This window comes from Kitasatospora sp. NPDC015120 (assembly GCF_043080305.1).
Taxonomy (GTDB): Bacteria; Actinomycetota; Actinomycetes; order Streptomycetales; family Streptomycetaceae; genus Kitasatospora.
In genome coordinates this window covers 91,473-105,368 of sequence record NZ_JBIBVJ010000019.1, presented here as the reverse complement: position 1 = coordinate 105,368, position 13,896 = coordinate 91,473, and the positions used below count along the sequence as shown (strand labels likewise).

General features: G+C 74.5%; 13 protein-coding genes. 1 reads left to right on the top strand and 12 read right to left on the bottom strand.

What is annotated here, in order from left to right; genetic code table 11:
- The first annotated feature begins 176 nt into the window (after window positions 1–176).
- Entirely contained in the window at window positions 177–812 is a 636-nt protein-coding gene (locus ACF1AK_RS29890) for a phosphatase PAP2 family protein (protein ID WP_391501955.1), read from the top strand.
- Between the two features lie 91 nt (window positions 813–903).
- On the opposite strand, the gene ACF1AK_RS29885 is transcribed toward ACF1AK_RS29890, so the two are convergent.
- The 12 genes from ACF1AK_RS29885 to ACF1AK_RS29830 are packed head-to-tail and all read right to left on the bottom strand — an operon-like array spanning window position 904 to window position 13,895.
- The gene (locus ACF1AK_RS29885; RefSeq protein ID WP_391501954.1) at window positions 904–2,253 is read right to left on the bottom strand and encodes a glutamate-1-semialdehyde 2,1-aminomutase; all 1,350 of its coding nucleotides are present in this window, start codon (window positions 2,251–2,253) and stop codon (window positions 904–906) included.
- A gap of 7 nt (window positions 2,254–2,260) precedes the next feature.
- Window positions 2,261–2,812 (bottom strand): dTDP-4-dehydrorhamnose 3,5-epimerase family protein, encoded by a 552-nt coding sequence (locus ACF1AK_RS29880; protein ID WP_391501953.1) that lies wholly within the window; start codon window positions 2,810–2,812, stop codon window positions 2,261–2,263.
- Window positions 2,809–4,065 carry a polysaccharide pyruvyl transferase family protein gene (locus ACF1AK_RS29875; protein ID WP_391501952.1) on the bottom strand — a complete coding sequence of 419 codons (1,257 nt, stop codon included), beginning with the start codon at window positions 4,063–4,065 and terminating at the stop codon, window positions 2,809–2,811. Before ACF1AK_RS29875 ends, ACF1AK_RS29880 begins: the two co-directional genes overlap by 4 nt.
- On the bottom strand, window positions 4,062–5,009 hold the full coding sequence (locus ACF1AK_RS29870; RefSeq protein ID WP_391501951.1) for a glycosyltransferase family 2 protein: 948 nt from the start codon (window positions 5,007–5,009) through the stop codon (window positions 4,062–4,064). The genes ACF1AK_RS29875 and ACF1AK_RS29870 overlap by 4 nt, the downstream gene beginning before the upstream one ends.
- The gene (locus tag ACF1AK_RS29865; protein ID WP_391501950.1) at window positions 5,006–6,352 is read right to left on the bottom strand and encodes a hypothetical protein; all 1,347 of its coding nucleotides are present in this window, start codon (window positions 6,350–6,352) and stop codon (window positions 5,006–5,008) included. Before ACF1AK_RS29865 ends, ACF1AK_RS29870 begins: the two co-directional genes overlap by 4 nt.
- Before the next feature lie 5 nt (window positions 6,353–6,357).
- Complete coding sequence (locus ACF1AK_RS29860) at window positions 6,358–7,641, bottom strand: DUF4910 domain-containing protein (RefSeq protein ID WP_391501949.1); 1,284 nt, start codon at window positions 7,639–7,641, stop codon at window positions 6,358–6,360.
- A complete protein-coding gene (locus tag ACF1AK_RS29855) occupies window positions 7,629–8,654 on the bottom strand; it encodes an NAD-dependent epimerase/dehydratase family protein (RefSeq protein WP_391501948.1) in 1,026 nt (341 codons plus the stop codon). Before ACF1AK_RS29855 ends, ACF1AK_RS29860 begins: the two co-directional genes overlap by 13 nt.
- Window positions 8,655–8,657: 3 nt before the next feature.
- Window positions 8,658–9,305, bottom strand: coding sequence for a PIG-L deacetylase family protein (locus tag ACF1AK_RS29850; RefSeq protein WP_391501947.1), 648 nt, complete (start codon window positions 9,303–9,305; stop codon window positions 8,658–8,660).
- A complete protein-coding gene (locus tag ACF1AK_RS29845; RefSeq protein ID WP_391501946.1) occupies window positions 9,302–10,132 on the bottom strand; it encodes a glucose-1-phosphate cytidylyltransferase in 831 nt (276 codons plus the stop codon). The genes ACF1AK_RS29850 and ACF1AK_RS29845 overlap by 4 nt, the downstream gene beginning before the upstream one ends.
- Window positions 10,129–11,364 (bottom strand): class I SAM-dependent methyltransferase, encoded by a 1,236-nt coding sequence (locus ACF1AK_RS29840; protein ID WP_391501945.1) that lies wholly within the window; start codon window positions 11,362–11,364, stop codon window positions 10,129–10,131. The genes ACF1AK_RS29845 and ACF1AK_RS29840 overlap by 4 nt, the downstream gene beginning before the upstream one ends.
- On the bottom strand, window positions 11,365–12,639 hold the full coding sequence (locus ACF1AK_RS29835; RefSeq protein WP_391501944.1) for a glycosyltransferase: 1,275 nt from the start codon (window positions 12,637–12,639) through the stop codon (window positions 11,365–11,367). It abuts the gene before it with no gap.
- A 2-nt stretch (window positions 12,640–12,641) separates the two neighbouring features.
- Window positions 12,642–13,895: an O-antigen ligase domain-containing protein gene (locus ACF1AK_RS29830; RefSeq protein ID WP_391501943.1), complete on the bottom strand. Its 1,254-nt coding sequence runs from the start codon at window positions 13,893–13,895 to the stop codon at window positions 12,642–12,644.
- Between the last annotated feature and the right edge of the window lies 1 nt (window position 13,896).

The following is a 13,896-nucleotide window of genomic DNA, read 5'->3' as shown; positions in this document are numbered from 1 at the left end:
AAGGCATGTCGGTTGGTGAGGATTGGGTGTGCCGGGCGTGACCGGCCGTCGTCCTGCGCCGGTAGCATGGGTCCGGCTCCGGGGGGCCGCGAAGTGGGGTGCCGCGCAGGGTTCATGACGGTCGGTCAGGCCGGCGCGGCCGGACTCGATGGGGGGCTCGGATGGGATCGCCTGGAGTGAGCGGCCGGTCCGGGGTGCTGGCCCCGTCGCTGCGGCTCTGGCTCGCGCTGATGGCCGCCTTCGGGGCGCCGGGGGTCGCCCTGCTCGGGGTGGTGTACGGCGGCGAGGGCGGACCCGGCGCGGTGGACGCCCGGATCGGCGCCGCCGTGGACGGCGTGGGGGCGCCCTGGCGGGACGTCGCGCTGGCCGTCGACGCCCTGGGGGAGCCGGTGGGGGCGGTGGTGCTGGTCGCGGCCGCGGTCGCGGGCTGCCTGCTGCTGCGGCAGCCGCGCGCCGCGGTCTTCCTGCTCACCGGCGTCGGCCTGAGCGTGGTGGCGGCGACGCTGCTCAAGCACCTGGTGGGGCGCACCATCCACGGTGCGAACCTCTCCTACCCGAGCGGGCACACCGCCTTCCTCACGGCGTTCACCCTCGTGCTGGCGGTGCTCGCGGCCCGCGACAGGACGGCCGGCCCGCTGCTCGTGGTGGCGGCGGCGCTGCTGGCCGGCGCCGTCATGGGCTGGGCGGAGGTCGCGCTGGGCGCGCACTACCCGACCGACACCCTCGGTGGCTGGTGCACCGCGCTGGCGGTGACACCGGCCACCGGGTGGCTGGTCGACCGGACGACCGGTCGGTGGTACGCGCCGCACTGATCCCCTGCCGAACCGGGCGGCGCGCCCCGGGTGCCGTACCGAGCAGGCCTCACCACAACCGCTTCACGGCGGGTGGTTCACCCCGGACGGCTCAGGCCCGGCGCCGGAAGACGGGCTTCACCGGCCGGCCGGCCAGCCAGGGGGTGGGGTCACCGGCGTCCAGCGCCTTCCGGTAGACGGCGCAGGCCCCGGCCACCACCTCGACGGTGTGGTCGATGTCGGCGTCGTCGAGCGCGCTGCTCACCACGAACGACGGCGCCAGCACGCCGCCCAGCAGGAGCTGGCGCAGGAACAGCGTGCGGTAGGGCTGAGACGGCTGCCGTTCCTCGTCGAGGGTGGCGAAGACCAGGTTGCTCGCCCGGCCCCGGACGACGACGTGGTCCGCGACACCGGCGGCCGCGGCGACTGCCCGGACGCCCGCGGCCAGCCGCTCGCCGAGGGCGTGCAGCCGGGCGGTGACGCCCTCCTCGGTGTAGGTGGCCTGCACGGCCATCGCCGCGGCGAGCGAGTGCGTCTCCGCGCCGTGCGTGGTGGACAGCAGGAACACCCGGTCGCCGGGGTGGCGCAGCCCGCCGCGCTCCATCAGCTCGCGGCGCCCGGCCAGCGCGGAGACGGCGAACCCGTTGCCCAGCGCCTTGCCGAAGGTGGACAGGTCGGGGACGACGCCGTACAGGCCCTGGGCGCCCGCCTCGGACCAGCGCAGGCCGGTGATCATCTCGTCGAAGACCAGCAGGCAGCCGTGCCGGTCCGCCAGCTCGCGCAGCCCGGCGAGGTACCCGGGCGGCGGCTCGCTGTGGCCGGCGGGTTCGAGGATCAGACAGGCGATCTCGTCCCGGTGGCGGGTGAGCAGCTCCTCCGTGGCGGCCAGGTCGCCGTAGGGGAACGTCACGGTGAGCTCGGTGGTCGCGGCGGGGATGCCGGCGGACATCGGCGTGGTGCCGATGAACCAGTCGTCGACGGAGAAGAACGGCTGGTCGCCGCAGACGGCCACCCGCGGGCGCCCGGTGACGGCGCGGGCGAGCCGGACCGCGGCGGTGGTGACGTCGGAGCCGTTCTTCGCGAACTTCACCATCTCGGCGGTCGGCACCGTGGCGAGGAAGCGTTCCGCGGCATCGATCTCCACGACGGACGGCCGGACGAAGTTGCTGCCGCGCTCGATCTCCCGCCGCACCGCCTCGATCACCCGCGGGTGGGCGTGGCCGAGGCTGACCGAGCGCAGGCCGGAGCCGTACTCGACGTAACGGTTGCCGTCGACGTCCCACACATGGGCGCCGCGGCCGTGGCTGATGACCGGGGCCAGGTCCTCGGGGTACTGGTCGTCGCCCTTGGCGTAGGTGTGGGCGCCGCCGGGGATCAGGGCATGCAGCCGCTCGTTCGCCCGCCGCGACGCGGGCCGGCCGGACTCCCCGGAGTGCCGGGCGTGGGTGTCTCGGATGTTCATGCCGGCCTCATCCCTTCCCGTGCCGCAGCACCTCGGCGAGGCTCGGCGCCTCCCGGTCCCGCTTGGACACCGAGGTGGGCGGCAACGGCCAGGGGATGGCGAGTTCGGGGTCGTCGAAGGCGATCGTCACGTCCTCGGCCGGGTCGTGCGGGCGGTCGATCCGGTACGAGACGTCGGCGGTCGCGGTCAGCGCCTGGAATCCGTGGGCGCACCCGGCCGGGACGTACACGCTCGCCTGCGTCTCGCCGGACAGCTCGAAGAAGGCCCGGCCGAGGAAGGTCGGCGAGCCGGGCCGCAGGTCCACCACCACGTCGAAGACCTCCCCGGAGGAACAGCGCACCAGCTTGGCCTCGCCGGCGCCGGAGCGCAGGTGCAGGCCGCGCAGCACGCCCCGCACCGAACGGGACAGGCTGTGCTGGACGAAGGCGCCCGGGTCGAGGCCCACCGAGCGGATCACCTCCGCGTCGAAGGTGCGGCAGAAGAAGCCGCGTTCGTCGGCGTACGGCGTCGGCCGGAACAGGTACGCACCGGCGATCGCCGGGACTTCGGTCGCCCTCATGGAGCCTCCCCTGGAGAGTGGTTGTGGGTCAGGTCGTGGTCGAGGCCGTGGCCGGCCGCCGGGAAGAGGGCCGCGGTCAGGGCGCCGAACTGCCGTTCGAGCTCCCGGGTGGCGGCCAGGTTGCGTTCGGCGAGGGTCCGCCGCAGCTCCGCCGACTGCTTCTCCAGCGTGCGGAACTGCTCGATCAGCCGGTCGGCGTCGACCTCCCGGGCCGGGTGGCAGTACGCGCCCAGCCCCATCCGGGCCATCAGCGCCTCGCTCTTGGCCGCGTAGCTGAGCGCGAGCGTCGGCGTACCGGCCTTCAGCGCGCAGATCAGGTTGTGATACCGGGTCGCCACCACGGTGTCGGCGGCCGCCGTCTCCTCGATCAGGTCGGCCAGCGAGGCCGGCGAGGCCGCGGTGAGCAGCGGCGAGTCCACGGCGGCGAGGATCGAGGCGACCACCGGTTCGTCGACGTCGTCGCCCCACAGCAGCCGCACGGGTCTGCCCTCCTCGACCAGCGCGCGGACGAAGCGGGTCGTGCCGTCGAGGTAGCGCCGGTGGATCTCCTCCGCCCGGGCGCGGTCGTCGTTCCCGCCGTGGAACGCCATGACGCCGACGCAGACCGGTCCCGGCGGGCCCTGCGGCGCGCCCGCCGCCGGCGCCGGCAGGGAGAAGGCGAGGTCCGGGTAGACCTCGTCGCGCCGGGTGTCCACCCCCATCGCCCGCATCGCGTCGCGGGACGGGGCGTCCCGGTACGAGCGGTAGGCGGCCAGCCGCGCCGACCAGCGCACCAGGACCCGGGTGGGCCGGCTGCGGATCCCGGCGGCGCCGACGCTGACCAGCGCGACCCGGGTGCCGAACAGCCGCCCGGAGGCGCAGAGCAGGAACAGCGCGTACGGGAAGCCCCAGGGCCGCAGCGGCAGGGTGGCCTCCAGGACGCCCATGCCCGGCACGATCACCACGTCGTGCCGGCGCACCCAGGCGGCGGTGCGCACGGCGTCGACGATCTTGCCCAGCCCCTTCGCCGCCATCGAGCCCGCCCGCGACGCGGTCCGGTACTCCCCGCGGTACCAGTGCAGCCGGGTCGCGGGGATCCGGAACCGGTCGGTGACCGCCTCCGGTCCGCCGCACAGCGCGTCCACGACGGCCTGCGGATGCTCGGCGCGCAGGTAGCGCAGCACGGCCTCCAGCGAGCCGTCGTTGCCGAGGTTGCCGGAGCCGAGCAGGCCGAACACCCCCACCCGCACCGGGGTTCTGTCCGCCGAGGTCATGCCTGCCTCCCCTCGCGTCCGGCGACCAGTGCGTCCACCGGGACGGCGAGCCGGTCCGGGTCGACGGGCGCCCGGTCCTCGACCCGCTCGCCGGCGCCCGGCCGGACGCGGCTGGCCGCCCAGGCGGCCAGGTGGCGGTAGCAGGCGCGCCGGTCGGCGGGGGACAGCGGCACCCGCCGGATCGTCGCGACGAACCCCCAGACGTACTCGGCGAGCAGCCGCGGCGTCGGGTGCAGCGGGCCCGCCCGGCGCGGGTCCAGGTTGACGCACCGGGAGCGCTTGGAGGGGTTGGCCCGCTCGGCGCGGGTGGGGTGGTCGCGGCGGAAGTACAGCAGCTCCGGCACCTGGTGGAAGGGGCCGCGCAGGCCGATCTCGGCGACGAAGGTGCGGTCCGCGTGGTGGTAGCTGTCGAGCGGCTTCACCCGGCGCAGCACCTCGGCCCGGATCACCCCGTAGAAGTCGTCGCCGCCGGGCTCGAACAGCATGCTGCGGAAGCGCTCCGGCGCGTGCGGCGAGGCGGTGGCGAGCCCGTACTCGTAGGGGACCTTCACCCGGCCGTCGCCGTCGATGACCGCCTGGTCGGCGTGCGCGAGGATCACCTCCGGCCGCTCGTCCAGCGCCTCCACGCAGCGCCGCAGCAGGTCCCGGGCGTAGAGGTCGTCGTGCGAGGCCCACTTGAACAGTTCGCCCCGGCACTCGGCGAACACGCGGTTGTGGTTCGGCGAGGCGCCGATGTTCCGCGGCAGCCGCAGGTAGCGGATGCGGGAGTCCTGCGCGGCGTAGCGGCGGCAGATCTCCTGGGTCGCGTCGGTCGAGGCGTTGTCGGAGATGACCAGCTCGAAGTCCTCGTAGGTCTGGCCGAGCAGGGCGTCGAGCGACTCGGCGAGGTACTCCTCGCCGTTGTAGACGGGCAGCCCGATGCTCAACCGGGGAACCGCGGTCATGGCGTCCTCACTTCGGGGATGTCGTTCTCTGGTTCGGTCATGGGGGCGCGGTGGTGTTCGCGCAGGGCGGCCCGCAACTGCTGCCACCACACGGCCGAGCCGCAGGCGGTGGCGGTGGCCACGCCCCAGGCGGAGCCGGCCGTACCGGCCAGGGCGGCGCCGCCGAGCCCGCCGCCGAGGTAGCAGGCGGAGGCGAACAGCTGGCAGCGCAGGCTGCGCCGGGCCGCGGCGAGCGCCCGCAGCCCGGCCGCCGCGCCGGTGCCCAGGCCCGCGCCGGCGACGCCGAGGGTGGCCGGCACGATCAGTTGGGAGGAGGAGTGCCAGACGTCGCCGAGCACCAGCTCGCCGAGCCGGTCCGGCATCAGCAGCAGCGCGCCGCCCCACAGCAGCGCGGCGGCGGCCTGCCCGCCGCCCAGCCGCAGGCAGAACCCGCCGAGCCGGTGCGAGGCCTGCCGCAGCACCCGGGCCGCCTCCGCCACGGTGACCAGGGACAGGCCCATCAGCAGGGCGAGGAAGGGGCCGAGCAGCAGCTCGGCGCCCCGCACCGTCCCCACCGCGCCGACCCCGGCGATCGCGCCCAGCCCGTACGCCCGCAGCTGGCCGGCGGCGCTGAGGCTGACGTTCTCGACCAGGTACCGGCTGCCGAGGTCGCGCTGCTCGCGCAGCCACCCGCGGGCCCCGGTCACCCGGGGCCGGATGCCGGACTGCAGGAAGCCGTACCCGGCGGCCACCGCGGCGGCGGCGCCCCAGGCCAGCAGGAAGGCGGCCACGGTGCCCACCCGGGCCGCCACGACCATCGCCGGGACGAGCGCGACGCCCTGCACCAGGTCATTGGTGAAGGCCTTCCGCCCGGCGCCGGCGGCGAAGAACGCGAACCGCCGGGAGTCCTGCAGCAGCAGCGCCGGCAGGGCGAGGCCGAGCGAGACGAACGCGGGCCCGATCCGTCCGCCGAGGCCCAGCCCGACCAGCAGGCACCCGGCGCCGAGGGAGGAGCCGATGACCAGCGCCGTCCCCGAGGACCGGGCCGCCGCCGCGCGCCAGAGCGCCTCCGGCACGCCGCTGAACCGCACCATCAGCGGGTCGGTGGCCAGCCCGCGGGCGACGTTGAGCACCAGGCCGTAGGTCAGCCAGGCCAGGCTGAACACGCCGAACGCGGTCACCCCCAGCGAGCGGGCCACGAAGACGCCCACGGCGAAGTTGGTCATGCTGGAGACCGCCTGGTCGGCCAGGCCCCAGGACAGCCGCCCGGCGACGCCCCGTCCGCCCCGTCCGCCCCGTCCGCCGCGCGCGGTCCCCGCGGGCGGCGCCGCCGGCGTCGTGCTGCTCTCCTCCTCGGTGGTCATCGGCGTCAGGCCTTGATCAGCCCGGCGCCGTGCAGGGCGCCGGCCGCGACGGCGACGGCCTCGAACGGCAGCCCGGACCGCTCGGCGACGTCCAGCAGCCCGTGCTCGCCGTCGGAGAGGCTGAGCACCCAGAGCATGGCCAGCTGGGCCTGCTTGGCGTCGCTGCGCCCGCCGAGCGAGTCGTACAGCCCGCGTCGGCCCAACTGCGGTTCGCCGTAGGGGCTGAGGTTGACGTAGCGCCGGTTGCGGTCGAGCACGGCGAACGCCTCCCGGCAGACCGCCAGCGTGTCCGCCATCGCCTCCGGGGAGACAAAGTCCGGGTTGTCCGCCGAGGTGTGGTACTCGGGGTACCCGGCGTACGGGGTCCGGGTGAGCGAGCCGACGCCGAGGTCGAACCCGGGCGAGCAGTACTGCCGCTCGTCGTAGCCGTACGGCGTGAACGCGTTGACGCGGTGCGGGCGTCCGGAGGTGCGCAGGACGTACTGCAGCACCCGGTCGATCTCCGCGTCACCGCGCCGGCTCTGCTTGTACGTCAGCTCGCCCCGGTCCCCCGCGCAGGCCAGCACCAGCCCGTGCCTGACCCGTTCGATCCGCTCCGCGTTGCGGGCCAGCCAGGTGATCGCCCCGATGGTCCCCGGCGCGAAGACGAACCGGTAGGTGTAGTACGGCGTGCGCTCCGCCAGCTCCCGGGCCAGGAAGACCGCCACCGCGACGCCGGCCAGGTTGTCGTTGGCCAGCGAGGGGTGGCAGACGTGGCAGGAGACGATCACCTCGTCGGCGACCTGCCCGGGTACGACGTGCTCGGCGTAGGTCAGGTGGCCGTCGGCGAGCGTGGAGTCGATGCGCACCTCGTACGCGCCGTCCGGCATCGCGTCCAGGGTCTCCTGGGCCAGGCAGAACCCCCACTGCGGCTGGTAGTAGCTGGTGCGGTACGGCACCCAGGACGGGTGGTCGGGCAGGGTGTGCAGGTGGTCGCGCAGCTCGGCCAGCGGCATGACCGCCGACACCGGCACGCTGTAGCCGAGCACGTGCAGGCTGGAGGCGGCGAAGTCGACGACCCGGTGTCCCGTGCCGTCGGCGATGTACGCGTCCCGGATGTTCCACTCCTGCGGCACCGTCCAGTCGAGCACCTGGGTCCCGGTCGGCACCTCGTGCACCTGCAGCGGGAGGTACTCGCCGACGATGTCCAGGGTGGCGCGCACCCCGTCGCCGGTGATGCTCCGGCAGATCGGGTACAGCCGCTCCACCAGCGCGTGCATCGCCTCGCCGTCCGCGGTCACCGGCGCCACCGCAGGGTGTCGTCGACGGTGCCGGCCTCGGACGCCGCACGCAGCACCGCCAGCCGGGTGAAGCGCTGTTCGAAGCCCTCCCGGGTGAGTCCGAACGCGCGGTAGGCGTCCGCGAGTTCGATCGCCCCGCGCTTCACCGTCCACTCGCAGTCGAAGCCGGGCAGCGCGGCCCGGAACCGGGAGAAGTCCACCCGGTAGGACCGCGGGTCGCTGCCGTTCTCCCCGGTGATCCGCACCGTGGCGCCGGCCACCGCCTCGGCGACCTGCGCGGCGATCTCGGCGACGGTGACGTTGTTGGCCTCGCTGCCGATGTTGAACGCCCGGTCGTGCACCGCCTCCCGGGGCGCGGCCAGCGCGGCCGTGAAGGCCCGGGCGATGTCGGCGGCGTGCACCAGCGGGCGCCAGGGCGTGCCGTCGGAGAGCACCAGCACCTCACCGGACAGCAGCGCGTGGCCCACCAGGTTGTTCAGCACGATGTCGGCCCGCAGCCGGGGCGAGTGGCCGAAGGCGGTGGCGTTGCGCATGTACACCGGGCTGAAGTCGCCGTCGGCCAGCTCGTGCAGGTCGTCCTCCACCCGCACCTTGGACTCCGCGTACGGCGTCACCGGGCGCAGCGGGGCGTCCTCGGCCACCAGGTCGTCGCCGCCGGCGGCCCCGTAGACGGAACAGGTCGAGGCGTACAGGAAGCGCCGCACCCCGGCGTCGCGGGCCAGCCGGGCCAGCCGCACGGAGGCGTGGTGGTTGATGTCGTAGGTGAGGTCCGGCGCCAGCGAGCCGAGCGGGTCGTTGGACAGCGCGGCCAGGTGGATCACCGCGTCCACCCCGGCCACGTGCTCGGCCGTGACGTCGCGCAGGTCCACCCGGTGCCCCGGCGGGTCGGCCGGCGCCGGGCCGAGCAGACAGTCCGCGAACAGGCCGGCGTCCAGCCCGACGACCTCGTGCCCCGCGGCCGCCAGGACCGGGGCCATCACGGTGCCCAGATAGCCCTGGTGTCCGGTCAGCAGTACGCGCAAGGTTCAACCCTCCAGATCGAGAACGAGTTTGGCGACGGCGAACGCCTCGGCGTAGCGCGCGTGGCATTCGATGCCGCGGATCCGGGCCAGCCCGAGGAAGGCCTCCCGGTCGTACCAGGGCCGGTGCCGCTGCGAGGGGTAGTGCTCCTGCAGCAGCCGCACCTTCTGCTCGGCGACCTCCGGGGACAGCGGCTGGTACGCCGTCGGGCGGCCGAGGTCGCCGTCCCACTTGACGATCTCGTAGCCGAGCACCAGGTGGTCGCGGAACGCCGTGGTCACCAGCCGGGCCAGGCCGCGGTGGTCCTGGTGGGCGTCCTCGGTGCGCGGGGCGAGGACCAGCTGCGGCTCGGTGCGCCCGCGCAGCTCCTCGACCGCGGCCTTGGCCTCGTCCCAGTGCGCGGGCAGCCGGCCGTCCGGCAGCTTCAGCACGGTCAGGTGCAGCTCGGCGCCCGGGCAGAAGGCGGCGAGCGCGGCCCGCTCCTCCTGCTCCCGCTCGCCCCCGCCGCCGGAGAGCACCAGCGCGTCGACCCGCAGACCCGGGCGCGCCAGGCACATCGCCAGCAGGGTGCCGCCGGCGCCGATGGCGATGTCGTCGCAGTGCGCCCCCAGCGCGACGATCCGCTCCGGGCGCCCGGGCCCGAGCCGGATCACCCGGTCACCGCCCCGGCGCCGCTGCCGCCGCCGGCCGGACCCGCTCCCGCGCCGTCCCGCTCCCACACCGCCCAGGGGCGGTCGCCCCGGGAGTAGGCGAGGTCGAGCGCGGCCCGTTCCTTCACGGTGTCGGTCGGCTTCCAGAAGCCGCGGTGCTGGTGCGCCACCAGCCGGCCGCGCTTGGCCAGCTGGGTGCAGCCGTCGGCCACCAGGTCCCCGTTCTCCGGGATGTGGTCGAAGATCTCCTGACGGAGCACGAAGTAGCCGCCGTTCTCCCACAGCGGCAGTTCGCTCACCGCGGTGATGCCCCCCACCAGGCCGTCCTCGCCCAGCTCCACGCAGTGGAACGAGGACTGCGGCGGCACCACCATCATCGAGGCGCCGGCGTCGCGCCGGGCGAACGCGTCGATCATCTCCGGCAGCGGGGCGTCGGTGAGCACGTCGGCGTAGTTGGCGAGGAACATCTCGTCGCCGTCCAGGTGGTGGCGCACCCGGCGCAGCCGCTCGCCGATCGGCGACTCGATGCCGGTCTGGGCGAAGGTGATCGTCCAGGAGGCGATGTCGGTGGACAGCAGCTCGGTCCGCCCGCCCCGCAGCACGAAGTCGTTGGACGTCGTCTCCTCGTAGTTGAGGAAGAAGTCCTTGATGTGGTGGGCCCCGTAGCCGAGGCACAGGATGAACTCGGTGTGCCCGAAGTACGCGTAGTAGCGCATCACGTGCCAGATCAGCGGCCGCGGGCCGACCATCGCCATCGGCTTGGGCACGTCGTCGGAGGCCCCGCTGCGCATCCGCAGTCCGTAGCCGCCGCAGAACAGGACGACCTTCACGGCTTCACCTCCACGACGGTCAGCTCCGGGACGGGGAAGACCAGCCGGCCGCCCCAGGCGTGCACGTAGGACAGCTGCTCGGTCAGCTCCTCCCGCAGGTTCCACGGGAGGACGAGGACGTAGTCCGGCCGGTCGGTGGCGATCTGCTCGGGCGGCAGGATCGGGATGCGGGTGCCGGGGGTGAACCGGCCGTGCTTGTAGGGGTTGCGGTCGACCGTGTACGGCAGCAGGTCGGGCCGGATGCCGCAGTGGTTGAGCAGGGTGTTGCCCTTGCCCGGCGCGCCGTAGCCGACGACCGTCTCGCCGCGCTCGGCGGCCTCGACGAGGAAGCGCAGCAGGTCCCGGCGGACCTTGGCGACGCGGGCCGAGAACTCGGTGTACCCGGACAGCTCCCGCAGCCCGGCGGCCTTCTCCCGCTCCAGGACGTCGGTCACCCGCGCGGACGGCTCGCCCGCCGCCTCGGCCGGGCGGGCCCACAGCCGGATCGAACCGCCGTGCGTGGGCAGCAGGTCGACGTCCACCAGCGTGAGGCCGCCGCTCTCCAGCGCCCGGGCCGCGGACGCCACCGTGTAGTACTGGAAGTGCTCGTGGTAGATCGTGTCGTACTGGTTCTCCTCGATCAGCGTCAGCAGGTGCTGCACCTCGATCGAGACCCAGCCGTCGTCGGCCACCAGGGCGCGCAGCCCCCGGGTGAACCCGATCACGTCGGGGATGTGCGCGTACACGTTGTTGGCCACCACCAGGTCCGCCGGGCCGTGCTCGGCCCGCACGGCCGCGCCGGTGACCGGGTCCAGGAACTCGGTGAGCGTGGGCACGCCCGCCTCCCGCGCGGCGCCGCCGACGTTCACCGACGGCTCGATGCCGAGGCAGCGGATGCCCCGGTCCACCACGTGCCGCAGCAGGTAGCCGTCGTTGCTGGCCACCTCGACCACGAAGGAGCCGGGGCCGAGGCCCAGCCGCTCCACGGCCCCCGCGACGAAGCCGCGGGCGTGCTCCACCCAGGACGTCGAGTACGAGGAGAAGTAGGCGTACTGGGTGAACGTCTCCTCCGGCGTGATCAGCGGCGGGATCTGGGCGAGCCAGCAGTCGGTGCAGACCCGCAGGTGCAGCGGGTAGGTCTGCTCCGGCCGGTCCAGCTCGTCCGCGGCGAGGAAGCTCTCGCACGGCGGGGTCGCCCCCAGGTCGACGACGCTCCCCAGCGCCGTCGAGCCGCAGAGTCGGCATCGTGTCATCTACTGCCCCCATTTCCTGCCCGCGCGGGTGCCCCGGCGCGGGTCAGCGTTGGTGTTCCCCACCGGCGGCGCGCCGTCGGCGCCGCCGGACCGACCCGCGATCGCGGTGCGGTACCCCTCCACCAGGCGCTCCAGCCCCACGGCCGGGCTGAAGTCCTGGTCGTATCGGTGCCGGGCCGTGCGGCCCATCTCCCGGTTGGCGGCCGGCCCGGCCGTGATCCGGCGCAGGCAGGACGCGAGCGAGTCCGCGTCGCCCGGCCGGTGCAGCAGGCCGCTCACCCCGTCCTCGACGAGCTCGACGAACGCGCCGTGCGCGGCGGCGACGGCCGGGACCCCGGCCGCCATCGCCTCCGCGACCACCAGGCCGAAGGTCTCCCGGGCCATCGAGGGGGCCACCACGGCGACCGAGCGGGCGAGCGCCTGCCGGCACTGCTCCGGGCTGTACAGGCCGGCGTAGCGCACGTCCTCGCGGCCCGCCGCCCAGGCGGTCACCTCGGCCTCCAGCGGGCCCGCGCCCGCGAGCACCAGCGGCACGCCCACGCCGCCGTCCGCCGCGACCGCGTCCCACGCGGCCATCAGCAGCCGCACGCCCTTGGACTCGGTGAGCCGGCCGAGGAAGAGCAGGTGCTCGCCGGCGCCCTCCCGGCGGACGCCCGGCTCGGGCACGAAGTTGTGCTTCACCAGCAGCCGTTCGGCCGGCATCCCGGAGCGCACCAGGAGGTCGCGCTGCGTCGCGGAGATGCAGAAGAACCGCTCCACGCCGGACCACCAGCGCCGCCGGTTGACCGACAGGCTGACCGCGAGCGGCACCGTCGCCAACCGCGAGTCGCGGTAGCAGCCGTGCCGGACGGCGGGCAGCGCCGCCACCGACCCGACGCACTCGGTGCACGGCCGGCCGTCGCGGTGCAGCGTGCCCGGCGGGCAGACCTGGGTGTAGTTGTGCAGTGTGGCGACGACGGGTACCCCGGCGTCGGCGCAGGCGGCGAGGACCGCCGGCGACAGCAGCGGGAAGACGTTGTGGACGTGCACCACGTCCGGTCGCCCGGCGCGCAGCCGGGCGGCGAGCTCCTTGCGCACGCCCGGGTTCCACGGCACGAGCAGCGGCACCGCGACCTTGCCGGGCAGGGACCGGGCGGCGATGTCGTCGCTGCGCCGCTCGAACAGGTCGACCCGGTGGCCGGCCGCCCGGAGCAGCGCCGACTCCTCGTCGACGACCCTGTTCTCCCCGCTCGGCTGCGCCGAGGAGTAGCGGTTGTGCACCACGAGGACGTGCATGGTCAGGTCACCTCCCGGTTCCGCTCCCGGCGGGCGGTGAGCCGCCACGGGAGCGCGGGCGTCGTCAGGGGCGTCGTCGCGGGCGCGGCCGCGGCGGGGGTGGCGAGCAGCGATGCGGCCAGGGCCAGGTGCAGCAGGTACGGCGAGGCGTCGCCGAGCCCGGCCTCGGTGTACGAGGAGAGGGCGACGTAGCTGATCAGGAAGATCGCGCAGGCCCTCGGCAGCGAGGGCGGGCGCAGCAGCGCGACACCGAACAGCACCACCAGGACGGCCGCCACCAGGACGATGCCGGCCTGGCCCTGCTCGTTGTAGACGGCCAGCCAGCTGTTGTCGATCGGCAGCCCGCCGAAGGACTTGTCGCCCAGGCCCACGCCGAACACCCGCTCCGGGAGCGTCCGGGGCGCCGACAGCAGGGCGTCCCAGACCTTGGCCCGGCCGGTGAGGTTGGAGAAGTTCTCCTTGCTCTGCCCGCGCATGAACCACGACTGCAGCGCGGAGGAGAACGCCACCGCGGCCACCGCGGCGCTCACCACCGCCCAGGTGAAGAACCGCCGGGCGGCGGCGCTGGTCAGCAGGAGCGAGCCGATCGCCAGCGCCAGCCCGACGAGCAGGCCGACCGTGGCGGTCCGGGTGTGGGTCATCGCGAGCAGGACGAGCGTGGGCACGATGACCACGGCCGCGCTGGTCCCGGTGGTCTCGCGGCCCAGCAGGAGCAGCACGGTGAGGCCGATGATCACCGCGGAGTACTGGCCGATCTGCGGCGGGGTCAGCGGCCACAGCGCGCCGACCAGCCGCCCGCCGTAGTACTCGGGCATGGCGGTGCCCGGGGAGATGACCAGCCCGGCGGCCACCAGCACGAGCACCCCGAAGTACATCCGGATGTGGGTCCGCACGAACAGCAGGCCGCCCGTCCACCAGCGGCTGAGCAGCCACAGCGTGGCGATGAAGATCGTCAGCCGGGCGCAGCGGAACAGCGCCCCGGCCCCGACCTCCAGGCGCAGGCTGGAGATCAGGCTCGGCACCAGCAGCAGGCTGAGCAGCACCAGGAAGCTGCTGGCCCGCACGCGCAGCCGCAGGTTGAGCGCGAGCGCCAGCGCGAACGCGGAGACCAGCGCGCCCATGGTCGCCATCTGGATCAGCGAGCGGGGCAGCCGGACGATGGTCTTCGCCCCGGCGGAGCCGAGCGTGTTGAGGCCCAGCAGCGCCCAGACGATCCAGACGGCCTTCGGGGTGCCGCGCACCGCGTCCGCGCCCATC